The sequence below is a fragment of the Streptomyces sp. SID8374 genome (assembly GCF_009865135.1).
Lineage (GTDB): Bacteria > Actinomycetota > Actinomycetes > Streptomycetales > Streptomycetaceae > Streptomyces.
This window is the reverse complement of record NZ_WWGH01000002.1, coordinates 379,137-403,725: the sequence shown is the minus strand read 5'-3', so window position 1 is coordinate 403,725 and position 24,589 is coordinate 379,137. Positions and strand designations below refer to the sequence as shown.

Here is a 24,589-nt window from a genome sequence, read left to right as displayed (position 1 = left end):
CCTAGGCCTCTTCGTCGTTCACCCAGCTCATGAGCTTGCGCAGCTCACGGCCCGTGGTCTCCAGCAGGTGGTCGCTGTCGGCCTTCTTGTACTCGTTGTACTTGGGCAGGCCGTTGTGGTACTCGGCCATCCAGGCGTTGGCGAAGGTGCCGTCCTGGATCTCGGTGAGGACCTTCTTCATCTCGGCCTTGGTCGCGTCGGTGATGATCCGCGGGCCGGTGACGTAGTCGCCCCACTCGGCGGTCTCCGAGATGGACCAGCGCATCTTCTCCAGGCCGCCCTCGTACATGAGGTCGACGATGAGCTTCAGCTCGTGGAGGCACTCGAAGTACGCGATCTCCGGCTGGTAGCCGGCCTCGGTCAGCGTCTCGAAACCGGCCTTCACCAGGGCGGCGGTGCCACCGCAGAGGACGGCCTGCTCACCGAAGAGGTCGGTCTCGGTCTCCTCGGTGAAGGTGGTCTTGATGACGCCGGCCCGCGTGCCGCCGATGCCCTTGGCGTACGACAGGGCCAGCTCCAGGCCCTTGCCCGAGGCGTCCTGCTCCACGGCCACGATGCACGGGACGCCGCGGCCCTCCTCGTACTGGCGGCGGACCAGGTGGCCGGGGCCCTTCGGGGCGACCATGCAGACGTCCACGTTGGCCGGCGGCTTGATGAAGCCGAACCGGATGTTCAGGCCGTGGCCGAAGAACAGCGCGTCGCCGTCCTTGAGGTTGTCCTTGACGGACTCCTCGTAGACCTTGGCCTGGATCGGGTCCGGGACGAGGATCATGATGACGTCGGCCTCGGCGGCGGCCTCGGACGGGGTCACCACGCGCAGGCCCTGCTCCTCGGCCTTGGCCTTGGACTTCGAGCCCTCGTGCAGACCGACGCGGACGTCGACGCCGGAGTCACGGAGCGACAGCGCGTGGGCGTGGCCCTGGCTGCCGTAACCGAGAACCGCGACCTTGCGGCCCTGGATGATGGACAGGTCGGCATCGTCGTCGTAGAACAGCTCGGCCACTGGGTCTTCTCCTTGGTGTGCAGGTGTTGCGTCCCACCGTACGGCGGGGGCGTCGTGTACGTGATCGGGTCTCGCCATGCGAGCGGCGCGGGCGCCGTCCTTCCGCCGGTCAGGCGGAGCGGTCAAGGGCGCGCAGGGAGCGGTCGGTGATGGACCGCGCGCCACGCCCTATGGCGATGGTGCCGGACTGGACGAGCTCCTTGATGCCGTACTGCTCCAGCATCTTGAGCATCGCCTCCAGCTTGTCGGCCCCGCCGGTCGCCTCGATCGTGACGGCCTCCGGGGAGACGTCGACGGTCTTGGCGCGGAACAGCTGGACGATCTCGACGATCTGGGAGCGGGTCTCGCTGTCGGCACGGACCTTCACCAGGACGAGCTCCCGCTGGATCGCGGCGGAGGGCTCGAGTTCGACGATCTTCAGGACGTTGACCAGCTTGTTGAGCTGCTTGGTCACCTGCTCCAGGGGCAGGCCCTCGACATTCACGACGATGGTGATGCGGGAGATGTCGGGGTGCTCGGTGGTACCGACCGCGAGCGAGTCGATGTTGAAGCCGCGTCGGGAGAACAGGGCGGTGATCCGGGCGAGGACACCGGGCTTGTTCTCGACCAGGACGGAGAGCGTGTGCTTTTCGGACATGGGAGTCGTTCTCTCTCTGTCTCTCAGTCGTCTTCGTTGTCGCCGAAGTCGGGGCGGACGCCGCGTGCGGCCTGGACCTCGTCGTTGGAGGTGCCGGCGGCGACCATCGGCCAGACCATGGCGTCCTCGTGGACGATGAAGTCGATCACGACGGGGCGGTCGTTGACGGAGTTGGCCTCTTCGATGACCTTGTCCAGGTCGGCCGGGTCCTCGCAGCGGATGGCGTAGCAGCCCATGGCCTCGGACAGCTTGACGAAGTCCGGGACGCGGGTGCCCTTGGCGGGCTGGCCGTCGATGTCCGCGCCGGAGTGCAGCACGGTGTTGGAGTAGCGCTGGTTGTAGAAGAGGGTCTGCCACTGGCGGACCATCCCGAGGGCGCCGTTGTTGATGACGGCGACCTTGATCGGGATGTTGTTGAGCGCGCAGGTGGTCAGTTCCTGGTTGGTCATCTGGAAGCAGCCGTCGCCGTCGATCGCCCAGACGGTGCGGTCGGGTGCGCCGGCCTTGGCGCCCATCGCGGCCGGGACCGCGTACCCCATCGTCCCGGCGCCGCCGCTGTTGAGCCAGGTGGCGGGCTGCTCGTAGTCGATGAAGTGGGCGGCCCACATCTGGTGCTGGCCGACGCCCGCCGTGAAGATCGTGCCCTCGGGGGCGAGCTTGCCGATGCGCTGGATGACCTGCTGCGGGGAGAGGCTGCCGTCCTCGGGCAGGTCGTAGCCCAGGGGGTAGGTGTCGCGCCACCGGTTGAGGTCCTTCCACCAGGCGCTGTAGTCGCCGGTGTTGCCCTCGGTGTGCTCGGCCTGGACGGCCTGGACCAGGTCGGCCAGGACCTCGCGGGCGTCGCCCACGATCGGGACGTCGGCCGTGCGGTTCTTGCCGATCTCGGCCGGGTCGATGTCGGCGTGGACGATCTTGGCGTACGGGGCGAAGCTGTCCAGTTTGCCGGTGACGCGGTCGTCGAAGCGGGCGCCGAGGGCGACGATCAGGTCGGCCTTCTGCAACGCGGTGACGGCGGTGACCGAACCGTGCATGCCCGGCATTCCCACGTGCAGCGGGTGGCTGTCGGGGAAGGCGCCGAGCGCCATCAGGGTGGTGGTGACGGGCGCTCCGGTCAGCTCCGCGAGGACCTTCAGCTCGGCGGTGGCCCCGGCCTTGAGGACACCGCCGCCGACGTAGAGCACGGGGCGCTTGGACTGGGTGATCAGCTTGGCCGCTTCGCGGATCTGCTTGGCGTGCGGCTTGGTGACGGGCCGGTAGCCGGGCAGGTCCTGGGTGGGCGGCCAGCTGAAGGTGGTCTGCGCCTGGAGGGCGTCCTTGGCGATGTCGACGAGGACGGGGCCGGGGCGGCCGGTGGAGGCGATGTGGAAGGCCTCGGCGATGGTGTGCGCGATGTCCTCGGCCTTGGTGACCAGGAAGTTGTGCTTGGTGATCGGCATCGTGATGCCGCAGATGTCGGCTTCCTGGAAGGCGTCGGTGCCGATGGCCTTGGAGGCGACCTGGCCGGTGATCGCGACGAGCGGGACGGAGTCCATGTGCGCGTCGGCGATCGGGGTGACCAGGTTGGTGGCGCCGGGGCCCGAGGTGACCATGCAGACGCCGACCTTGCCGGTGGCCTGTGCGTAGCCGGTGGCCGCGTGGCCCGCGCCCTGCTCGTGGCGGACCAGGACGTGGCGGACCTTGGTGGAGTCCATCAGCGGGTCGTAGGCGGGGAGGATGCAGCCGCCGGGGAGGCCGAATACCGTTTCGGCGCCGACTTCCTCGAGAGAACGGATGAGGGACTGCGCGCCCGTGACGTGCTCAACGGTGACGGACGGCTGTCCGCCGGTACGGGCGCGCGGCTGCGGGTGGTGGGCCCCGGTGGCCTGCTCGGTCATCGGCATTCTCTTCTCGAAGCTGAGGGTTTTCGCGGGTGGTTTTTCGCGGGTGGTTTGCAGCGTTTTGAGAGGTGTCAGTGCAACAAAAAACCCCTCGTGCCGTGAGGCAAGCGAGGGGAGCGCGCCGGGTGCGGTCCGCAGAGTGTCGTGGAGTGACTCTGCTTCAGCCGACGCGCTTTCCAAGTACGAGAATTCGGGTGCGCATGGCATTGACCCTCTCTCCGGCACGCATGACGTGTCAAGTGGGTGGGACGGGCGTCTCAGCATGTGATCCGGTGAGCAGTGGAACGGAGCCGCCCGCCATCACCGTACGGGGGCCGGGGACGCCGGGCACGGGGAACTGGCCACGCACCAGGGCGCGTCGCAGCCGGTACTCGTCCAGCGGGCCGGAGAAGGCCATCCCCTGGCCGTGGGTGCACCCCATGGCGCGGAGCGCGAGGACCTGCTCGGGGACGTCGACCCCGTCGGCGACGGACTGGAGGCCGAGGTCGCAGGCGATCCGGAGCAGCCCGCTGGTGATCTTGTGCAGTCTGGCCGATTCCACCACCCCTTCGACCAGGTTCCGGTCGAGTTTCAGTACGTCGATGGGGAGGCGGCGCAGCGCGTTGATCGCGGCGAAACCGCTGCCGAAGCCGTCGAGGGCGATCCGGACGCCGAGGCGGCGCAGGGCCACGAGGCGCCGCTCCAGCTCGTCGAAGGAGATCCGGGGGTCGCTGTCGGCGACCTCGATCATCAGGGCCCCCGAGGGCAGCCCGTGGCGGGTCAGCAGCGCCTCGATGGAGCCGAAGGGCAGCGCCTTGTCCAGCAGCCGGGTGGCGGAGAGGCGTACGGAGACGGCGACGGGGTGTCCGGCCCTGGCCCGGTCGGCGGCCTGCTTCACGGCCTCCTCCAGGAGCCAGCGGCCGAGCTCGGCGGTGCGGTCGTCGTCGCCGGTGACCCGGAGGAACTCGGCGGGGGTGAAGAGGATGCCCTGGGCGGAGCGCCAGCGGGCCTGGGCGGCGACGGCGGCGACGGAGCCGCTGGCGAGGTGGACGACCGGCTGGTGCAGCAGGGCGAACTCGCCCTCGCTCAGGGCGGTGCGCAGCCGGGTGGCCAGCTCGGAGCGGCGTACGACGTCGGCCTGCATCTGGGGGGCGTACAACTCGACCCGGTCCTTGCCGCCCGCCTTGGCGCGGTACATCGCGAGGTCCGCGTTGCGCATGAGGTCGGTGGGGGTGATGCCGGGCTCGGCGAAGGCGACGCCGATGGAGGCGGCCACCCGGACCTCGCTGGGGCCGATCCGGTAGGGCTGGGAGAGCGTGAGGCGGAGCCGGTCGGCGATCTCGTGGACCTGGTACTCCCGGGCGCCCTGGTCGCGGGTGCCGTCGCCCATGATGAGCGCGGCGAACTCGTCGCCGCCGAGGCGGGCCGCGGTGTCCCCGGCCCTGACGGACTCCTGGAGGCGGCGGGCGGCCTGGATGAGCAGCTCGTCGCCCGCCTGGTGGCCGATGGTGTCGTTGACGGCCTTGAAGCCGTCGAGGTCGATGAAGAGCACGGCGGTGCCGGAGTCCCCGGCGCGGCGGCCGGTGAGCGCCTGGCGGACCCGGGAGGTGAACAGGGCCCGGTTGGGCAGGTCGGTGAGCGGGTCGTGCTCGGCGTTGTGCTGCAACTGGGCCTGGAGCCTGACGCGTTCGGTGACGTCCCGGCTGTTGAGCAGCAGCCCGCCCTGGTGGCGGTTGACGGTGGACTCGGCGTGCAGCCAGTCGCCGGTGCCGGAGCGGAAGCGGCACTCGATGCGGGTGGTGGGCTCCTCGTGGGGCGGGGCGGCGAGGAAGCGCCGCACCTCGTGGACGACCCGGCCGAGGTCGTCGGGGTGGATGATCGAGGAGAGCTCGGCGCCGACGAGGTCCTCCGCGTCGCGCCCGTAGACCCCGGCGGCGGCGGGGCTGACGTAGCGCAGGGTGCCGCTGGGGGCGGCGATCATGATGACGTCGCTGGAGCCCTGCACCAGGGAGCGGAAGTGGTTCTCCTTCTGGGCCAGCTCCTGGGTGAGGGAGATGTTGTCCAGCAGCATGATCCCCTGCCGGACGACCAGCGCGAGGACGACCGTGCAGCCGGTGAAGATGACCACCCGGTCCACCCGCCGGCCCTCGACCACGTTGTACAGGATGCCCAGCGTGCAGACGGCGGCGGCGAGATACGGGGTGAGCGCGGCCAGTGACCCGGCGATCGGGCGGCTCATGGCGCGCGGGGGCCCGGGGCGGTCGGTGCCGGCCGCCCGGCTCCGTACCCCCCAGGGGGCGTAGGCGAGGAGCAGGGAGCCGGCGAACCAGCCGGCGTCCAGCAACTGGCCCGAGTGGTAGGTGGAGCGCAGCAGCGGCGAGGTGAACACCGCGTCGCACAGGACGGTCAGCGCCAGGGCGGCGATCGCGGTGTTGACCGCGGAGCGGTTGGCCCCCGAGCGGCGGAAGTGCAGCGCGAGCACCATGGAGACGAGCACGATGTCCAGCAGCGGGTAGGCCAGCGAGAGCGCCGCAGGGCCGACGCTGGTGTCCTGGACGCCCGCCATGTGCGCGGCGTGCGCGAGGGCGAGGCTCCAGGCGAGGGTCAGCAGGGAGCCGCCGATCAGCCAGGCGTCCAGCGCCAGGCAGACCCAGCCGGCCCGGGTGACGGGGCGCTTGGCGAGCACGAGGAGCCCGACGATGGCGGGTGGCGCGAAGCAGAGGAAGAAGGCGTCGGCCGCCGACGGGGTGGGCACGGGGACGCCGAGCACCACCTCGTACCACCCCCAGACGGCGTTGCCGCAGGCCGCCATCAGCGAGGAGAGCGAGAACAGCAGCCAGGCGGGCCGCAGCCGCCCGGCGCTCACCCGGGCGTAGAGGAAGCAGGAGACGGCGGCGACCAGCGCCGCCGCGGCGAGGCCGAAATCGCCCATGAAGCGGGCCAGTTGCGGCGATCCCCAGCCGACGGCCGCCCCGACGCTGTATCCGGCGCAGACGGTGCCGAGCAGGATCCGGGCCCGCAGCCCCGAGGAGCCCGCGGCGGAGTGCGGCGAGAGCCAGGCCCCCAGGGCGCTCACCGGAGGGCTCCCCGGCCCGGTCCCGGCCGCCGCCCCGGGGGGAATTCCGGCCACCCGTGAGCACCGCGCGCGGGCAGCGCCGATGGCCGCCGCGCCCCGCCCCGCGGCCTCGGATCGTCTCTCCATGGCCAGCACATCGCCCGTCGCCCCCTCGCGTTCCGATGCTCCCCCCGCGCCGCCCCTGCCACGGCGCAGCCCTCCGGTGCGGACGATACACCAGGTTCGTCACTCAGGGCCATAGATTCTCTACGCTCCGTGACGAAACACGAGGTGGGCGGCACTGTGCGCATGCGGATCACGCCTCGGCGTGACCGCTCCGGGGCGTCAGCCGGTGGTGCTGACGACGTTCACGAGCGGCTCCCCGGCGGCGAACCGGGTGAGCTGTGCGGCCAGCAGCCGCTTGGCGCGCGGTTCGAACGCCGAGGTGCTGCCGCCCACATGAGGCGTGATCAAGACATTCGGAGCATGCCAGAGAGGATGGCCGGCCGGCAGCGGTTCCGGGTCGGTCACGTCGAGTGCGGCCCGCAGCCGTCCGGATTCCAGTTCGGCCAACAGGGCCTTGGTGTCCACGACTCCGCCCCGGGCGACGTTGACGAGGAGGGCCCCGTCCGGCATCGCCGCGAGGAAGTCGGCGTCCACCAGCCCTTGTGTGGAGGGGTTCAGCGGGGTGGAGAGGACGACGACGTCGGCGGCGGGCAGCAGGGCCGGGAGGTCGTCGAGTGTGTGTACGGGGCCGCGCCCGGTGGTCCGGGTGGAGCGCGCGACGCGTGCGACCCGCGCGCACTCGAAGGGCGCGAGCCGGTCCTCGATGGCCGCGCCGATGGAGCCGTACCCCACGATGAGGACGGACTTGTCGGCGAGCGCCGGGTAGAACCCGGACCGCCACTCCTCGTTGTCCTGGCCGTGGACGAAGCCGGGGATGTCGCGCAGGGAGGCCAGGATCAGGGCGAGCGTCAGCTCCGCCGTGGAGGCCTCGTGGACCCCCTTGGCGTTGCAGAGGCGTACGCCGGCGGGCAGCAGGCCGAGTCCCGGCTCCACATGGTCGATGCCCGCCGAGAGCGTCTGTACGACCTGGACGGAGCTCATGGCGTCCATCGGCCGGACGGCGATCTCGGAACCCTTCATATAGGGGACGACGTAGTACACACAGTTCGCGGGGTCGCCGGGATACTCCGCACCCCCGTCCCAGAAGAGGTGGTTGAGGCCTTCGGGGAGCCCGTCGATCTCCTCGGCCGGAAAAGGCAGCCATACATCGGCACGCGTCGCGCCGGCAGTCGTCGCAGTCATGGTCAGGAGGCTATGCGACGGGTGTGCGAGTGCTCCAGGACGGCTGCACGACGGCTGATCGAAGTCACGGCCGGGCCAGAGGCCAGGGTCTCTCGTCCGGATCATGCCGGACCCCGCGAGTCCGGCATGATCCGGACGAGAGACCCTGGTTCGGGGTGCGGTACGGCCCCGTGACCGCGGGAACGAGGGAGGGTTCGGGGAGTTGGAGCGCAGGACTATCGGGGCGTCGGGGCTCGCCGTGGGCGCGGTCGGTCTGGGCTGTATGCCGATGAGCTGGGGCTACAGCGCGTCGCAGCAGCGCGGTGACCGGTCGGTGCGCACGGTGCACGCGGCACTCGACGCCGGTGTCCGGCTTCTCGACACCGCGGACATGTACGGGCCGTTCACCAACGAGCTCCTGGTGGGCCGGGCGCTGAAGGGGCGCCGCTCCGAGGCGTTCCTCTCCACCAAGTGCGGGCTCCTGGTGGGCGATCAGCACATCGTGGCCAACGGCCGCCCCGGTTACGTACGCCGCGCCTGCGACGCCTCGCTGCGGCGCCTCCAGACCGATGTGATCGACCTCTACCAGCTGCACCGGGCCGACCCCGAGGTGCCGGTCGAGGAGACCTGGGGCGCGATGGCGGAGCTGGTGACGGCGGGCAAGGTGCGCTCCCTGGGGCTGTGCGCGGTGGGAGCGCGCGCCCCGCGCAGATCCGGGGCCGGGACGCATGGGGGAACGGTCCGGCAGCTGGAGCGGATCCAGCAGGTCTTCCCGGTCAGCGCGGTCGAGGCGGAGCTGTCGGTGTGGTCCCCCGAGGCGCTGGCGGAGCTGCTGCCCTGGTGTGCGGCGCGCGGGGTCGGGGTACTCGCCGCGATGCCGCTCGGCAGCGGCTATCTGACCGGGACGCTGAAGCCGGGGCAGGGGTTCGAGCCCGAGGACCTGCGGGCCCGGCACCCCCGGTTCACGGCCGAGATGATGGCGGCGAACCAGCCGGTGGTGGCCGGTCTGCGGCGGATCGCGGAGCGGCGCGGGGCGAGCGTGGCCCAGGTGGCGCTGGCGTGGGTGCTGCGGCAGGGGCCGCACGTGGTGGCGGTGCCGGGGACGAAGCGGGAGAAGTGGGCCGTGGAGAACGCACTGGCGGCGGAGGTGGAGCTGGACGAGGCGGACCTGGCGGAGATCGCCGGGCTGCCCCGGGCGCGCGGATCCTGGGACTGAGGCCGCGCGCCCGGCGGAGGGTGGCGGGAGAATGGGCCGCACCGGGAACTTTGAGCGGGGCCGCGAGGTAGGAACAGGTAGTGCGAAAGAGCAGTCGGGCAGCCGTCGAAAGGATCGGTCCAGTGCGCGGTGCTGTGTTCGGGTCAGTTCAGTCCCCCGCGGTGCGCAGGGGGGTGGTGGCCGCGCTGGCGACGGCCTCGCTGGTCCTATCCGCCGCGTGCTCCACGGGCGGACAGGAGGGCACGTCCGGTACGGGCGCCGCCTCGCCGACCGCCTCGCGGAGCTCCGGCTCCCCGTCGCCGGGCGCCTCGGCCGAGCTGCCGCCCGCCAAGGGCTCGGCGAAGGTCGTCTCGACGCTGACCGAGGGGCTGAAGTCGCCCTGGGGGCTGACCGCGCTGCCGGGCGGTGATCTGCTGGTCGCCTCGCGTGACGAGGGGACGATCCACCGCATCGACGGCGAGAGCGGGAAGCAGACGCTGCTCGGCTCGGTGCCCGGGGTCTCCCCGGCGGGCGAGGGCGGTCTGCTGGGGCTCGCGGTCCCCTCGACGTTCGCGGCGGACGGGTGGGTGTACGCCTACTTCACCACCACGTCCGACAACCGGATCGTCCGCATGAGCTACGACGAGAAGCGCCCGGCCGGGCAGCAGCTGGGCGCCCCGGACACCATCCTGCGCGGCATCCCCAAGGGGAACATCCACAACGGCGGCCGGATCGCCTTCGGACCGGACAAGATGCTGTACGCGGGCACCGGCGAGACCGGGGACACCGGGCTCGCCCAGGACAAGGAGTCGCTGGCGGGCAAGATCCTGCGGATGACCCCGGACGGGGAGCCGGTCCACGGCAACCCGGAGGCGGACTCGGTGGTGTATTCGTACGGGCACCGCAATGTGCAGGGGCTCGCCTGGGACGCGCGGAAGCGGCTGTGGGCGGCCGAGTTCGGCCAGAACACCTGGGACGAGCTGAACCTGATCGAGCCCGGCGGCAACTACGGGTGGCCCGAGGTGGAGGGCGAGGAGGGCAAGGACGGGTTCATCGACCCGGTGGCCCAGTGGAGGACCTCCGAGGCCTCGCCCAGCGGTATCGCGTACGCGCAGGGCTCCATCTGGATGGCCGGGCTGCGCGGCGAGCGGCTCTGGCGCATCCCGCTCTCCGGCGACTCGGCGAAGGAACCATTGGCCGACCCCCAGTCGTTCCTCGACGAGAAGCACGGCCGGCTGCGCACCGTGGTGGGCGCGGGCGGCGACCGGCTCTGGCTGGTCACCAGCAACACGGACGGCCGGGGCGAGCCGAAGCCCGGCGACGACCGGATCCTGCTGGTCGAAGTGGAGTAGACGCCCCGTCGCACCACCCGCGCACCACGCCGGAGGGAGCACGACCGTGTTCAATTTCTTCGAGGAGCTCTTCGCCCCGGGGCGCAAGCACGGCGCCGACGAGCAGAAGCGGCTGGAGCTGAGCCGGGTGGACGTCGCCGCCGGTGATCCGGGCCGTGGCCCGATAGACCTCACCTCCGGCAAGGTGACCGTCCGGGCGCCCGAGGCGGAGCCCGACGGCGACGGCGAGCGGCACATGCGGCAGGCGCCCTTGGAGCAGGACGCCGTGCTCGCCCCGCGCACCCGCCTGGTCACAGAGCCGGTGGGCGGCCGCGAGGCCCGGGGCGGCGGGGACGACGGCCGCGACGGGCCGCCCGAGCGCTGATGAGCCGAGGCGGACCCGGACCGCAGCGCGTGTGCCACTTCTCAGGCGGCGCGGACGAAGTCGGCCAGGCGGCTCCGGCCCGCGCTCACCCGCCCTCCGGGGTCGCCGCGCCCGGTACGGCGGGCGGCCCGGCGGGCGAGGCGGGCCCGGCGGACCTCGCGCTCGGCGTCGGCCCGGCGGATGAGCTCGGCGGAGGTGGTGCGGTACAGCTCGTACGCGTACATGAGGTGCTCCCTGGTGCCGGTCGCAGCGGGGGCGGGGAAGCCGGTCGGCCGGTCGGCCGGGGCTCTGCCCGCGCTGTGCCTCCACTGTCGTGGGCCAGGGGGTACGGCCACATCGGGCGAGTGCCGCATCTTCGCCGGGCGGGGGGCCTTAGGCGCGGGGGCCGGGTGCCTCAGCGCCTGTTGTCCGGGGCTCAGCCCGCCGGTGTGCCCGCGACCGGCAGGGAGAGGAACAGGTCGAAGTACATGCCGACGGAGATCAGTACGCCGAGGGTGCCGAGCGCGACCCCGGCCAGCGCGACCGCCCGGATCCAGGCGGGCTGCGGCCGCGTGGCAGGTGCGCCGAAGGCGGGGCGGACCAGGACGAAGACGCCGACGAGCAGGGCCAGCACCGCGAAGAGACCGTTGACCAGGGCGGTGGTGTGCCAGGCGTCCCCGTAGATCTCGGAGATCTGCTGGGCCGCGCTGGAGCCGCCGGCGGTCTGGATCTGGCCCATCAGGGTCTCGCGCTCGGCGGCGACCCGGCCGGACCAGGCACCGGTGAGGGCGACGATGCCGAGGGCGGCGGAGACGACGGCCGTGGCGCCCGCGCCGACGCCGTGGCGGGCCTCGGTGAAGGGGTCGGGCTCCAGGTCGTCGTCTTCGGCCTCGTCGAAGGCCTCGGCGTCGTCGGCGGCCTCGGTCTCCGTGGCGGCGGTGGACTCCGACGGCGTGGCGGTCGCGATGGTGTCCTCCGTGACGGCGGTCTCGGCGGTGCTCTTCGCGGGGTCGTCGGCGGGCGTGTCCGTCTTGGAGAGGTCGGTCGTCTTGGAGGGGGTGGTGTTCATGTGCCGCACGCTAGGGGTCCCGGATGAGAACCCTCTTAACGCCGGGGACGGGAACCTTCTCGGCGCCGGGGCTCAGCGCCCCGTACGGGCCCGCCATTCCGGGGCCAGCACGGACCAGATCTCCGAGTCGTGGCGTACGCCCTTGTAGAGGTAGTTCTGCCGCAGCACCCCGTCGCGGGTCATGCCGAGCCGCTTGGCCACCGCGATGGAGCGGGTGTTGGCGGCGGAGGCGTCCCACTCGACGCGGTGCATGCCGCGCTCGTACACCGCCCAGTCGATCAGGTGCTCGGCGGCCCGGGTGATCAGGCCCCGGCCCTGGGCCGCGGGCTCCAGCCAGACACCGATCTCGCAGTTGCCGGACGCCGCGTCGAAGATCCGGAACAGGACCCCGCCGACGAGCGTGCCCTCCAGCCAGATGCCGTAGAGCCGTCCGGTGTCGGCCGCCTGCTTGTCCGCGTACCGCTGGAGCAGGGCGCGCGCCGAGTCCAGGTCGGTGGCGGCGGAGGCGAACGGGATCCACGGGTCGACCAGCTCCCGGGCCCGGTCCATATGGGCGAGGAACTCCTCGGCCCGCCAGACCTCCAGCGGGCGCAGCTCCGCCCGGCCCCCGCCCAAGTCGTCACCCAGGGATATGGCGAACATCGTGCTCCTCCTCTGCCGACGCGGCGCCCTCCTCCGTGACGCGCGCACCCGGGATCTTCGCATGATCCACCGCACCGTCGGGCGGTTCGATGCTGATCCGGGGCAGCCGGCGCTCCAGCCAGCCCGGCAGCCACCAGTTGGCGCCGCCGAGCATGTGCATCAGGGCGGGCACCAGCAGGGTGCGCAGGACGAAGGCGTCCAGGGCTACGGCGGTGGCGAGCGCGATGCCGAACATGGCGATCACCCGGTCGCCGCTGAGCACGAAGGCGAGGAAGACGGAGATCATGATCACGGCGGCGGAGTTGATCACGCGGCTGGTCTCGGCGAGGCCGACCCGGACCGAGCGCCGGTTGTCGCCGGTCTCCAGCCACTCCTCGTACATCCGGCCGACCAGGAAGACCTGGTAGTCCATGGAGAGGCCGAAGAGGACCGAGACCATGATCACGGGGAGGAAGGGTTCGATGGGCCCGGCGCTGCCGAGGCCGAGCAGCTCGCTCCCCCAGCCCCACTGGAAGACGGCGACGACGACGCCGAAGGAGGAGGCGACGGCGGCCACGTTCATGACGGCGGCCTTGAGCGGGATGCCGATGGAGCGGAAGGCGAGCAGGAGGAGCAGGCAGCCGAGGCCGATGACCACCCCGACGAAGAGGGGCAGCTTGCCGACGATGATCTCGGCGAAGTCGTCGTAGCTCGCGGTCACCCCGCCGACGTACGTCTCCAGCGAGCTGGTGTCCTTCACCGGCGGCAGCACGCCGTCCCGGATGCGGTCGACCAGCTCGCTGGTCTGCTGCGACTGGGGCGAGGAGTCGGGGACGACGGTGAGGAAGGCGGTGTCGCCGCTGCTGTTGTACGTGACCGGGCCGACCGAGGCGACGCCTTCGGTGGTACGCAGCTTCTCCGGCAGCGAGTCCAGCGCGAGCCGGTCGTCGGCGCCGTCCAGCTGGGCGGCGATGGTGAGGGGGCCGTTGACCCCGGGGCCGAAGCCGTCCGAGAGCAGGTCGTAGGCCTGCCGGGTGGTGGCGGAGGCCGGGTTGTTGCCCTGGTCGGAGGTGCCGAGGTGGAGGCCGAGGGCGGGCAGGGCGAGGACGGCCATGACGACGGCCGCGATGCCGCCGAGCAGCTTGGGGTGGCGCTCCACGAAGGCGGACCAGCGGGCGGCGAAGCCGGTGGGCAGTTCGGGGCGCGGTCCGTGTTCGGCGAGCTGCCGGCGTTCGCGGCGGCTGAGGGCCCGCATCCCGATCCGGGAGAGCAGGGCGGGCAGCAGGGTGACGGAGGCGGCCACGGTGAGGACGACGGTGAGCGAGGCGGCGATGGCGACGCCGTTGAGGAAGCTGAGCCGCAGGATCAGCATGCCGAGCAGCGCGATACAGACGGTGGCCCCGGCGAAGACGACCGCGCGGCCGGTGGTGGTGACCGCGTTCTGGGCCGCTTCGTCGACCGGCATCCCGCGCCGGAGCCCTCTGCGGTGCCGGGTGACGATGAAGAGGGCGTAGTCGATGCCGACGCCGAGCCCGATGAGCATGCCGAGCATCGGGGCGAAGTCCGCCACGGTCATCACATGGCCGAGCAGGACGATGCCCGCGTAGGCGGTGCCCACGGAGACCAGGGCGGTGGCGATGGGCAGCAGGCTGGCGGCGAGCGAGCCGAAGGCGAGGAAGAGGACCACGGCCGCGACGACCACGCCGATCGCCTCGGCGACATGGGCGGAGGGCGCTTCGGTGAGGGCGACGGCGGTGCCGCCCAGTTCGACCTGGAGCCCGTCGGCCTCGGCTCCCTTCGCGGTATCCACGAGGGCCTGGGCCTGGGAGACGGGGATCTCGTCGGCGGGGCGGTCGAAGGTGACCGTGGCGTAGGCGGTGCGGCCGTCCTCGCTGATCTGGCCGGTGCCCTCGGCGCCGTACGGGCCGGTGACCGCGCCGACGCCGGGCAGGGCGTCGATCGCGTGGAGGGTGCGGGTCATCGTCTGTTCGACGTCGGCGGCCCGGACCGTGGAGCCGGTGGTGTGCCAGACGACGGTGTCGGTGTCGCCGCCGAGGTGGGTGAAGCCGCGCGAGAGGAGCTCGGTGGCCCGGCCGGACTCCGTACCGGGCACCTCGTAGTCGTTGGAGTACGCGGAACCCGCGAACCCCGCCGCAGCGGCTGTACCGCCGAGGGCGGCGAGCCAGAAGAGGACGGCGAGCAGACGGTGCTTGATGCACCAGCGGGCGATGGCGGCCAACGGACGGGCTCCCTGCGGGTTCGTGGACCTTTACCCGCAGATGGCTGGATCTGCCCGTAAACGTCACATGACCTGAGACCGCCACTCTCTCAGCAGAAACTGATCCTTTGTCCGTTTCGTGGCCATGGTCACAGGGGTTGATCTCCTCCCTACATGGGGCAGACCGGCCCCGGACCGATGGGCGGGGCCTCAGCCGGAGACGCTCGCCCGGCCGTTCTCGATGTGTCCCATGAGCCGCCGCCGGAAGCCGTCCTCCCCGTCGGCCGTGACGGCGAGGTCGTACCAGCCGTGGGCGTCGGCCGCCGAGTGCACGACCGTACGGCTGCGGCCCGGCTTGACCGTGACGCGGCGAGTCCAGTCCCGCAGGTCGTCCTCGTCGACGTAGCCGAGCGGCCGGACCAGGAAGGTCAGCGGGCGGCGGCCGGTGTTGCGCAGGGTGAGGTGGAGGTCGCGGTCGCGGGTGTCGATACGGGTGGCGACCTCGGCACCGCCCTGGACCGGCCCGGCGAACTCGCGCCGGAAGCCGTTCGGGCCGGTGACCGTGAAGCGGTAGGTGTCCCCCGCCGTCGGCACGGTCCAGTGGGCCGCGCCCCGGACGTCCTGGTGGAGCGGGGCCGCGAACTCACCGGCGTACGGATAGAGCGTGAAGTGCGCCGAGGACCGGCCGCTGTTGGTCAGCTCCACCCGCAGCGCGCCGCTGGCTGCCCGCCTGGCCTGCGCGTCCGGCTGGTACGGGAGCGGGCGCGCCGGGCGTACGCCGGGCTCCTGCTCGGGGAGGTGCTGGATGGACGGGGGCCTCGGCTGCCAGCGGCCGCTGAGCGGCGGGATGGCCCCGGGCACCTGGACGGCGGGCTGCCGCCGGGCCCGGGTGAAGTCGAAGGCGGAGGTGAGGTCGCCGGTGACGCGGCGCCGCCAGTCGCTGATGTTGGGCTCTTTCACCCCGGTCCAGCGCTCCAGGAAGCGGATGACCGAGGTGTGGTCGAAGACCTCGGAGCAGACGTATCCGCCGACGGTCCACGGCGAGACGACGAGCATCGGCACCCGGATGCCGAGGCCGGTCGGGCGGCCGTCCCACTGCTCGTCGGTCACCTCGGGGGGTGCGACGGGCGGCGGGACATGGTCGAAGAAGCCGTCGTTCTCGTCGTAGTTGATCAGTACGGCGGTGTGGCGCCAGACGTCCGGGTGCTTGCCGAGCGCGTCCAGGACCTTGTAGACGATGGTGGCGCTGTGCACCGGCGAGGAGACGCTCGGGTGCTCGGAGTCGATCGCGGAGGGCACCAGGTAGGAGACCTCCGGCAGCGTCCCTGCCGCCACGTCCTTGGCGAACTCGTCGGCCAGCGTCCCGGTCGGCACCCGGCGCAGCCCCCGCTCGAACAGGCTCCGCTCCTGCTTGGTGAGCGTGGCGACGCCCTCGTCCAGCAGCCCGAGGAGCCGGGTGCGCTCGGCCTCGGAGGCGCCGCGGACCTTGGCGTAGAACGCTTCCATGTACGTGGGGCCGCCGGTCTTGGCCAGGGCCTTGCGGGCAATCGCCTTGAAGGTGGCGTAGAACTCGATCTGGTTGTCGGTGAAGTTCTCCCACTCCGTGTACGTCCGCCAGCTGCGGCCCGCCTTCTCCAGCCGCTCGGCGTAGGTCGACCAGTCGTAGCCGGGGTGGCTGCCCTCGCTGTACGCGTCGTTGCCGACGGCCCGCTTCCCGTTCGGCTCGAAGCCGGTCTTGCCGCTCCACAGGTGGTTGCGGTTGGGGCTGGTGGAGGTGTGGATCGAGGAGTGGTAGGCGTCGCAGACGGTGAAGGTGTCGGCCAGCTCGTAGTGGAGCGGGATGTCACGGCGGTCGTAGTACGCCATGGTCGCCGCGGTCTTCGCGCTGATCCAGCCGTTCATCCAGCCGCCGCCCCAGGCCTGCGCGCCGCCGTTCCAGGAGTGGTCGAGGGCGCCGATGTACTGGAGGTCCTTCTGCTGCTCCTCGGCCGCGCCGCGCACCGGGAACGGCAGCACGGTGGTGCCGGAGGGGCCGGGCTGCTCGAAGACGGTCCCGCCGGTGGGCAGGTCGATGGCGTTGCGGTCGCCGAAGCCGCGTACGCCGCGCAGGGAGCCGAAGTAGTGGTCGAAGGAACGGTTCTCCTGCATGAGGATCACCACATGCTTGATGGCTCCGAGCCCTCCGCCCCCGGACCCCGCGTGGGCGGGCTGCGCGGCGATGGCTGCCTGGAGCGACGGCGGCAGGAACGATCCGGCCGCAGCGGCGCCGAGCGCGCCCCCGCCGAGGGCGAAGAGCCGCCGCCGTGACATGTCCGTGGTCAAAGGAGCCTCCCGTTTCGGTGGTTACAGCCGGGAAGCTAGTCAGGTCAGGTGGCGGCGGGAAGGACTGCGTACGGCCCGGTGGTGAACGTCCAAGAGGCCGTACGAGAAGTCCAACCGGCGGCCTACACCCCGATGAGGTGCAGCGACCCCCAGAGCGCGAGGGTGGAGGCGAGGAGCGTCGCCGGTACGGTCGCGAGTCCCAGCCGGGTGAAGTGGCCCAGCTCCGGCGCGTCCCCGTGGGCGTGCAGGATGCGGCGCCACAGGAGGGTGGCGAGGGAGCCGACGTACGTGAGGTTGGGGCCGATGTTGACCCCGATCAGGGCGGCGAGCAGCGGTCCGGGGCCGGCCGCCGCGACGATCGGGAGCAGGGCGAGGATCGCGGGCAGGTTGTTGATCAGGTTGGCCAGGAGCGCGGCGACCACGGCGACGCCGAGCAGGACGGGGAGCGTGTCGCCGTCGGGCAGGAGCGCGGCGATCCCGTCACCGAGGCCGTTGTCGACGACGGCCTTGACGACGACGCCGAGCGCGAGGACGAAGAGGCAGAAGAGCGGGTTGGCCGAGCGGACGAGCCCGACGGGCGTGGTCTCGCGCTTGACGAGGGCCCGTACGGCGAGCACGGCCGCGCCCGCGAGCGCGGCCCACAACGGCTCGGCGCCCGCGAACGAGGTCACGACGAACCCGGCCAGCGTCAGCGCCAGCACGACGAGCGTGAAGACGGGCACGGGCGTGCGCTCGGCCTCGGGATCCGGCGCGTGCGCCCCGGCGGCCAGGTCGTCCCTGAACGCGCGGCGGAACACCACGTACTCCACGGCGATCGCGGCCAGCCACGGCAGCGCCATCAGCGCGGCGAACCGGGTGAAGGAGAGGCCGCTCGCGGTGAACGCCAAGAGGTTGGTGAGGTTGGAGACGGGGAGCAGGAGCGAGGCGGAGTTGGCGAGGTGCGCGCAGGCGTAGACGTACGGGCGCGGCCGCGCACCGACCCGGGCGGCGGTGGCGAGGACGACCGGGGTGAGCAGGACCACGGTGGCGTCGAGGCTCAGGACGGCGGTGATGAGCGAGGCGACGACGAAGACCCCGCCGAGGAGGGGCCGGGTCCGCCCCCGGCAGGCGCGGGCCACCAGGTCCCCGGCGGCCCGGAACAGCCCTTCGTCGGCGCAGAGCTGGGCCAGCACCAGGATCGCGGCGAGGAACCCGACGACGGGGAGCAGCTCGCCGACCTGTTCCCGCGCCTCGGGCCAGGACACCGCGCCGACGGCCACCACGAGCACGGCGGCGGGCACGGCGACGGCCGCCTCCGGCAGGCCCTTCGGGCGTACGACGGCGAAGGCGAGGACGCCCAAAAGGAGGGCGAAGGAGACCAGCTCGGCGGTGACGGTGTTCAGGGGGCTCTCTCAGGACGGGTGAAGGGGCGGTGCGCCCGTCGATACGGGTGCACCGCCCCTCCGGGGACGATCAGGTGGTCAGCCCTCGACGCCGAGCTTCTCCAGGATCAGCTCGCGCACGCGCGCCGCGTCCGCCTGGCCTCGGGTGGCCTTCATGACCGCGCCGACGAGCGCGCCCGCCGCCGCGACCTTGCCGCCGCGGATCTTGTCCGCGATGGCCGCGTTGCCCGCGATGGCCTCGTCCACGGCCGTGGAGAGCGCGCCCTCGTCCGAGACGACCTTCAGGCCGCGCTTCTCGACGACGGTGTCCGGGTCGCCCTCGCCCGCGAGGACGCCCTCGATGACCTGGCGGGCCAGCTTGTCGTTGAGGTCGCCCGCCGCGACGAGCGCGGCGACCCGGGCGACCTGCGCCGGGGTGATCGGCAGCTCGTCCAGACCGCGGCCGGTCTCGTTGGCGTTACGGGCCAGCTCGCCCATCCACCACTTGCGGGCCTGGTCCGACGGGGCGCCCGCCTCGGTCGTGGCGACGATCAGGTCGACCGCGCCCGCGTTGAGGATGGACTGCATGTCGTGCTCGGAGACGCCCCACTCCTCCTTGAGCCGGGCGCGCCGCAGCCGGGGCAGCTCGGGGAGGCCCTTGCGGAGCTCCTCGACCCAGTCGCGGGCGGGTGCCACGGGCACCAGGTCCGGCTCGGGGAAGTAGCGGTAGTCCTCGGCGTTGTCCTTGATGCGGCCGGCCGTGGTGGAGCCGTCCTCCTCGTGGAAGTGCCGGGTCTCCTGCACGATCGTGCCGCCCGAGGACAGCACGGCGGCGTGCCGCTGGATCTCGAAGCGCGCGGCCCTCTCGACGGAACGCAGCGAGTTCACGTTCTTCGTCTCGGAGCGCGTACCGAACGTCTCGGTGCCGTTGGGGCGCAGCGACAGGTTGACGTCGCAGCGCATCTGGCCCATCTCCATGCGGGCCTCGGAGACCCCGAGGGCCTTGATCAGCTCGCGGAGCTCGGCGACGTACGCCTTGGCGACCTCGGGGGCACGGGCGCCCGCTCCCTCGATCGGCTTGGTGACGATCTCGATGAGCGGGATGCCGGCCCGGTTGTAGTCCAGCAGCGAGTGGGACGCGCCGTGGATACGGCCGGTGGCGCCGCCGACGTGCGTCGACTTGCCGGTGTCCTCCTCCATGTGGGCGCGTTCGATCTGCACCCGGAAGATCTCGCCGTCCTCCAGCTGGACGTCCAGATAGCCGTCGAAGGCGATCGGCTCGTCGTACTGGGAGGTCTGGAAGTTCTTCGGCATGTCCGGATAGAAGTAGTTCTTCCGGGCGAAGCGGCACCACTCGGCGATCTCGCAGTTGAGCGCGAGGCCGATCTTGATGGCCGACTCCACGCCGATCTCGTTGACGACCGGCAGCGCGCCGGGCAGTCCGAGACAGACCGGACAGGTCTGGGAGTTGGCGTCCTGCTTCAGCTCCGTGGAGCAGCCGCAGAACATCTTGGTCTTGGTGCCGAGTTCGACATGGACTTCGAGGCCCATGACGGGGTCGTAGGACGCGAGCGCGTCCTCGTACGACACCAGGTCGGTGACAGTCACGGTGAAACTTTCCCTCTCAGCCCAGCAGGACGTCGTCGTCGCCGAGACGCTTCAGTTCGCGATAGAGGATCGCGAGTCCGGTGACGATGGCGGCCGCGGAGACCGCCGCGTCGATGAGGCGCAGCACGTCGTTGTCCTGGCGGGCGAGCTTCGCCTGCTTGGCGATGCTGATCGCGCCGAACGCGGTACTGCCGAGCGAGACGTACAGCCCGGTCTTGGACTTCTTGAAGTTACTGGCCTTCTTTGCCATGGCACTCACAGCGACGGAGCCTCCTCAAGCAGCGGGTGCCCCCACTTTTCCACGAAGGCGGCCTCGACGGCCGCTCCGACCTTGTACAGCCGGTCGTCCTTCATGGCGGGGGCGATGATCTGCAGTCCGACCGGCAGCCCGTCCTCCGGGGCCAGGCCGCAGGGGAGCGACATGGCGGAGTTGCCTGCCAGGTTGGTGGGGATGGTGCACAGGTCCGCGAGGTACATCGCCATCGGGTCGTCGGCGCGCTCGCCGATCGGGAAGGCGGTGGTCGGGGTCGTCGGGGAGACGATCACATCGACCTGCTCGAAGGCCTTCTCGAAGTCCTGGGTGATGAGGGTGCGGACCTTCTGGGCCGAGCCGTAGTACGCGTCGTAGTAGCCGGAGCTGAGCGCGTACGTACCCAGGATGATGCGGCGCTTGACCTCGTCGCCGAAACCGGCCTCGCGGGTGAGCGCGGTGACCTCCTCGGCCGACTTCGTGCCGTCGTCGCCGACCCGCAGGCCGTAGCGCATGGCGTCGAAGCGGGCCAGGTTGGAGGAGCACTCGGAGGGCGCGATCAGGTAGTACGCCGAGAGCGCCAGGTCGAAGGACGGGCAGTCCAACTCGACGATGTCCGCGCCGAGCGACTTCAGCAGTTCGACCGACTCGTCGAAGCGCTGGAGGACGCCGGCCTGGTAGCCCTCGCCGCGGAACTGCTTGACGACGCCGACGCGCATGCCCTGGACCGAGCCGTTGCGCGCGGCCTCGACGACCGGCGGGACCGGGGCGTCGATGGAGGTCGAGTCCAGCGGGTCGTGCCCGGCGATGGCCTCGTGGAGCAGCGCCGCGTCCAGGACCGTACGGGCGCAGGGCCCGCCCTGGTCGAGGGAGGACGAGAAGGCGACCATGCCGTAGCGGGAGACGCCGCCGTAGGTGGGCTTGACGCCGACCGTGCCGGTGACGGCGGCGGGCTGGCGGATGGAGCCGCCGGTGTCCGTGCCGATGGCGAGGGGGGCCTCGTAGGAGGCGAGGGCGGCGGAGGAGCCGCCGCCGGAGCCGCCGGGGATGCGGGTGAGGTCCCACGGGTTGCCGGTGGGGCCGTAGGCGCTGTTCTCGGTGGAGGACCCCATGGCGAACTCGTCCATGTTGGTCTTGCCGAGGATGACGACGTCGGCTGCGCGCAGCTTCTGCGTCAGCGTGGCGTCGTACGGCGGCACCCAGCCCTCAAGGATCTTGGAACCGACGGTGGTCGGCATGTCCTTGGTGGTGAAGATGTCCTTCAGCGCGAGCGGGACGCCGGCCAGCGGGCCCAGCTTCTCGCCCGCCTCGCGCTTGGCGTCCACGGCACGGGCCTGGGCGAGCGCGCCCTCGCGGTCGATGTGCAGGAAGGCGTGGACCTTCTCGTCGACGGCGTCGATCCGGGCCAGGTGGGCCTCGGTGACCTCGACGGCGGTGAGCTCGCCGGAGGCGATCTTCGCGGCGATCTCGGCCGCGGTGAGCTTGATGATGGTGCTGATGTCCGTCATGGCGGTTAGTCCTCCCCCAGGATCTGCGGCACCTTGAAACGCTGCTGCTCCTGGGCCGGGGCGCCGGAGAGCGCCTGCGCGGGGGTGAGCGACGGACGGACCTCGTCCGCGCGCATGACGTTGGTCAGCGGCAGCGGGTGGGAGGTCGGCGGTACGTCTTGGTCGGCGACCTCGGAGACGCGGGCGACCGCGCCGATGATGTCGTCGAGTTGACCGGCGAAGTGGTCGAGCTCTTCGCCCTTCAGCTCCAGACGCGCCAGCCGGGCGAGGTGGGCGACCTCCTCGCGCGTGATGCCAGGCATGCAGCGATCCTCAGGGGTTGGTGTGTGGTTTTGGCTGGGGGTCGGTGGCACATTTCCACCGTCCGTCCGGACGGACGGTGGAAATGTGCCACCGACCCCCAATCCTATGGGGTCTGATCGGGCCGGGTACCCCGCCCCGATCGGCCCGCCCCTTTCGGACGTTTTCGGTACGGGCCCGGGGCCGCGCCTCAGGCCGTCGCCGGGCCTGAGACCGTACGCCCCTGGGGCTGGTGCTGCTCGGTGTCCGGCTTGCCGTTCGCCGCCGCGGCCGCCGCCTGGGCCTCCAGCTCGGCGGGGCGCCGCCAGCCGTGCTCGCCGCGCGCCCGGAGCCAGGCCGTCGTCTCCTGGGGCGGCATCGCGGCCGCCACCAGCCAGCCCTGCACCGCGTCGCACCGCAGGTCCCGCAGCCGCTCCCAGGTCTCGTCGTCCTCGACGCCCTCGGCGACGACGACCAGGCCGAGCGAGTGGGCCAGGTCGATCGTGCAGCGGACGATCTCCGCGTCCTCGTGGTCGACGGCGAGCCGGGCCACGAACGACCGGTCGATCTTCAGCTCGCTCACCGGCAGCCTGCGCAGATGTACGAGGGAGGAGTACCCCGTACCGAAGTCGTCCAGGGACATCTTCACGCCGTGCGCGGTCAGCCCGGCCAGGGTGTCGGCGGCCCGCTGCGGGTCCTCCAGCAGGACGTGCTCGGTGATCTCCAGCTGGAGCGCCGAGGCCGGGACGCCGTGCCGGGCGAGCCGGGCGGCGACCCCGCCCGCGAAGCCGGGGGTGTGCACATCGCGGGGCGAGACGTTGACCGCGACCGGCACGAACAGGCCCTGCGCCCGCCACCGGGCGACCTGCGCGAGCGCCGTCTCCAGGACGTACTCCGTGAGGTGCGGCATCAGGCCGGAGGACTCCGCGATGGCGATGAACTCGTCCGGGGGGACCCGGCCGCGCTCCGGGTGCACCCAGCGCACCAGCGCCTCCAGACCGGCGACCTGCCCGTCGAAGCGGACCTTGGGCTGGTAGTGCAGCTCCACGTCGCCCGCGTCCAGCGCCCGGCGCAGATCGCCCAGCAGCCCGAGCCGGTCGGGGGTGTTGCTGTCCCGCTTCGACTCGTAGACCTCCACGCCCGTACGGTCGCGCTTGGCCTGGTACATCGCGACGTCCGCGCGGCGCAGCAGCCCCTCGGCGTCCAGCGCGTGGTCCGGGTAGACGGCGACCCCGGCGCTGGCCTCCAGCACGAGGACCAGCCCGTCCAGGTCGAGGGGCGAGGAGAGCTCGGCGACCAGGTGGCGGGCGACCCGCTGGGCGCTGGTGGTCGAGTCGGCCTGGGGCAGCAGTACGGCGAACTCGTCGCCGCCGAGCCGGGCCGCCTCCGCGCCGGGCGGCAGGGCCAGGCGCAGGCGTTCCGCTATCTGGAGGAGCAGCCGGTCCCCGGCGAGGTGGCCGAGGGTGTCGTTGACGGCGCGGAAGCGGTCCAGGTCGATCAGGACGAGGCCCGACCTGGTGCCCACGCTCTCGGCGTCCTCCAGCGCCGACCAGGTCCGCTCCAGCAGCCACTGGCGGTTGGGCAGGCCGGTCAGGGGGTCCCGCAGCTGCTCCTCGGCGCGGGCGCGGGCGATCCACAGCGTGGAGTCCAGGGCGATCAGCGGGACCGCGAAGAGCGGCAGCACGACGGGCATGGACATCGCCACGACGCAGATCAGCGGGGCGAGGCCGAGCAGGGCGACGGCGACGAGCCCTTGGCGCAGCAGGGCGGTGCGGGCGATGGTCGGCAGCCCGCCGTTCTGCGGGGCTCCCGCGTACCACAGCAGGACCCGGGTGACGAGGAGGTACGTGGACGCCGTCAGGAGCAGTTCCGGTACGGCGGCGATGGACCAGTCGAGTGGCAGCCAGGGCTGCTCCACCGTCGGGACCACGCCGAACGCGGCCAGCACGAGCGCCGCCGCCCCGATGCCGAGGATGTCCACCGCACCGTGCAGGAGCCCCTGCCACCAGCGGTGTCTGCGGGCGCTCCCGACGAGCACGACGACGACCAGGCTGACCAGCCCGGCGGGCAGCCAGCCGTAGAGGAGCAGCACGGCGAGGGTGAGGGCGGCACCGGAGCCGGTGCCGCCCCACCAGCGGTCGCGGCCGAGCGCGACCAGGTGGCCGACGATGATCCCGGTGAGCACGGCGAGCGACCAGCCCACGGCACCGTCCGGGAAGAGGGCCTGGCCGTCCTGCACCGTGCGGTAGAAGCCGGCCGCCAGCAGTAACGCCGCGATCCCTATGACGGCGGCGCCCACGGGGGAGGTGAGGCCGACGAAACCTTGCAGCCGCGACACCGGGGCGGCGCTCTCGGTCGGTTTCATTCCGTCCCTCTCACAGCCGGCGGTGCCGAAGTCCCTCGGTGGCCCCCGCTCCCTTGCTCGCACGGCCCCGGACGGGCGGCCGGTGCCACGGCAGGCGCTACCCCTCAACAGTAGGCCGCGAAGAGCTTCCAGGGGCAGCGCTCTACAGCTCTTGCCGAAGGCGAACCGACGACCCGTCACCATCTGCTATGCGCCGAACGGGTGATGCCGGTGGGCCGTTCGGGGTCCGGCCGACCCTTCTTCGCCCCTCTGTCCCGTTT

Annotated in this window: 19 protein-coding genes; 3 read left to right on the top strand and 16 right to left on the bottom strand. The window is 71.8% G+C overall.

From position 1 onward, the window contains the following. Position 1 precedes the first annotated feature (1 nt). From ilvC to GTY67_RS25380, 5 genes are all read right to left on the bottom strand, one after another. Complete coding sequence (ilvC, locus tag GTY67_RS25400; protein WP_093692566.1) at positions 2-1,003, bottom strand: ketol-acid reductoisomerase; 1,002 nt, start codon at positions 1,001-1,003, stop codon at positions 2-4. A gap of 109 nt (positions 1,004-1,112) precedes the next feature. Next, positions 1,113-1,640, bottom strand: coding sequence for an acetolactate synthase small subunit (ilvN, locus tag GTY67_RS25395; RefSeq protein WP_006127785.1), 528 nt, complete (start codon positions 1,638-1,640; stop codon positions 1,113-1,115). 23 nt (positions 1,641-1,663) lie between these two features. Next, positions 1,664-3,520 carry an acetolactate synthase large subunit gene (locus GTY67_RS25390; RefSeq protein ID WP_161280403.1) on the bottom strand — a complete coding sequence of 619 codons (1,857 nt, stop codon included), beginning with the start codon at positions 3,518-3,520 and terminating at the stop codon, positions 1,664-1,666. A gap of 232 nt (positions 3,521-3,752) precedes the next feature. Next, positions 3,753-6,572 carry an EAL domain-containing protein gene (locus tag GTY67_RS25385; RefSeq protein WP_161280402.1) on the bottom strand — a complete coding sequence of 940 codons (2,820 nt, stop codon included), beginning with the start codon at positions 6,570-6,572 and terminating at the stop codon, positions 3,753-3,755. A gap of 324 nt (positions 6,573-6,896) precedes the next feature. After that, positions 6,897-7,859 (bottom strand): 2-hydroxyacid dehydrogenase, encoded by a 963-nt coding sequence (locus GTY67_RS25380; protein WP_161280401.1) that lies wholly within the window; start codon positions 7,857-7,859, stop codon positions 6,897-6,899. Between the two features lie 238 nt (positions 7,860-8,097). On the opposite strand from GTY67_RS25380, the gene GTY67_RS25375 reads away from it, so the two are divergent. The 3 genes from GTY67_RS25375 (at position 8,098) to GTY67_RS25365 (ending at position 10,749) form a co-directional block, all read left to right on the top strand. After that, positions 8,098-9,054 (top strand): aldo/keto reductase, encoded by a 957-nt coding sequence (locus GTY67_RS25375; protein WP_176727543.1) that lies wholly within the window; start codon positions 8,098-8,100, stop codon positions 9,052-9,054. A gap of 122 nt (positions 9,055-9,176) precedes the next feature. After that, on the top strand, positions 9,177-10,385 hold the full coding sequence (locus GTY67_RS25370) for a PQQ-dependent sugar dehydrogenase (protein WP_161280400.1): 1,209 nt from the start codon (positions 9,177-9,179) through the stop codon (positions 10,383-10,385). Positions 10,386-10,431: 46 nt separating this feature from the next. Next, positions 10,432-10,749, top strand: a complete 318-nt coding sequence (locus GTY67_RS25365; RefSeq protein WP_161280399.1) for a DUF6191 domain-containing protein — start codon at positions 10,432-10,434, stop codon at positions 10,747-10,749. A gap of 41 nt (positions 10,750-10,790) precedes the next feature. Here the strand turns inward: GTY67_RS25365 and GTY67_RS25360 are convergent, their stop codons facing one another. From GTY67_RS25360 to GTY67_RS25310, 11 genes are all read right to left on the bottom strand, one after another. Continuing rightward, the gene (locus GTY67_RS25360) at positions 10,791-10,973 is read right to left on the bottom strand and encodes a hypothetical protein (RefSeq protein WP_093692560.1); all 183 of its coding nucleotides are present in this window, start codon (positions 10,971-10,973) and stop codon (positions 10,791-10,793) included. A 191-nt stretch (positions 10,974-11,164) separates the two neighbouring features. Then, positions 11,165-11,797 (bottom strand): hypothetical protein, encoded by a 633-nt coding sequence (locus GTY67_RS25355; protein WP_161280398.1) that lies wholly within the window; start codon positions 11,795-11,797, stop codon positions 11,165-11,167. Positions 11,798-11,869: 72 nt separating this feature from the next. Continuing rightward, positions 11,870-12,439: a GNAT family protein gene (locus tag GTY67_RS25350; protein WP_093692558.1), complete on the bottom strand. Its 570-nt coding sequence runs from the start codon at positions 12,437-12,439 to the stop codon at positions 11,870-11,872. Further along, positions 12,417-14,657: an MMPL family transporter gene (locus GTY67_RS25345; protein WP_161280397.1), complete on the bottom strand. Its 2,241-nt coding sequence runs from the start codon at positions 14,655-14,657 to the stop codon at positions 12,417-12,419. Before GTY67_RS25345 ends, GTY67_RS25350 begins: the two co-directional genes overlap by 23 nt. Before the next feature lie 189 nt (positions 14,658-14,846). Beyond that, positions 14,847-16,958 (bottom strand): phospholipase C, phosphocholine-specific, encoded by a 2,112-nt coding sequence (locus GTY67_RS25340; RefSeq protein WP_161280396.1) that lies wholly within the window; start codon positions 16,956-16,958, stop codon positions 14,847-14,849. 122 nt (positions 16,959-17,080) lie between these two features. Further along, a complete protein-coding gene (locus GTY67_RS25335) occupies positions 17,081-18,340 on the bottom strand; it encodes an arsenic transporter (RefSeq protein WP_161281596.1) in 1,260 nt (419 codons plus the stop codon). Between the two features lie 78 nt (positions 18,341-18,418). Further along, the gene (gatB, locus tag GTY67_RS25330) at positions 18,419-19,927 is read right to left on the bottom strand and encodes an Asp-tRNA(Asn)/Glu-tRNA(Gln) amidotransferase subunit GatB (protein ID WP_093692554.1); all 1,509 of its coding nucleotides are present in this window, start codon (positions 19,925-19,927) and stop codon (positions 18,419-18,421) included. Positions 19,928-19,943: 16 nt separating this feature from the next. Continuing rightward, positions 19,944-20,177, bottom strand: a complete 234-nt coding sequence (locus GTY67_RS25325) for a hypothetical protein (RefSeq protein WP_176727541.1) — start codon at positions 20,175-20,177, stop codon at positions 19,944-19,946. A gap of 5 nt (positions 20,178-20,182) precedes the next feature. Then, positions 20,183-21,685 (bottom strand): Asp-tRNA(Asn)/Glu-tRNA(Gln) amidotransferase subunit GatA, encoded by a 1,503-nt coding sequence (gene gatA / locus GTY67_RS25320; protein WP_093692552.1) that lies wholly within the window; start codon positions 21,683-21,685, stop codon positions 20,183-20,185. Positions 21,686-21,690: 5 nt separating this feature from the next. After that, positions 21,691-21,987 carry an Asp-tRNA(Asn)/Glu-tRNA(Gln) amidotransferase subunit GatC gene (gatC, locus tag GTY67_RS25315; protein WP_003966094.1) on the bottom strand — a complete coding sequence of 99 codons (297 nt, stop codon included), beginning with the start codon at positions 21,985-21,987 and terminating at the stop codon, positions 21,691-21,693. Between the two features lie 188 nt (positions 21,988-22,175). Then, a complete protein-coding gene (locus GTY67_RS25310; protein ID WP_161280395.1) occupies positions 22,176-24,329 on the bottom strand; it encodes a bifunctional diguanylate cyclase/phosphodiesterase in 2,154 nt (717 codons plus the stop codon). Positions 24,330-24,589: the final 260 nt, after the last annotated feature.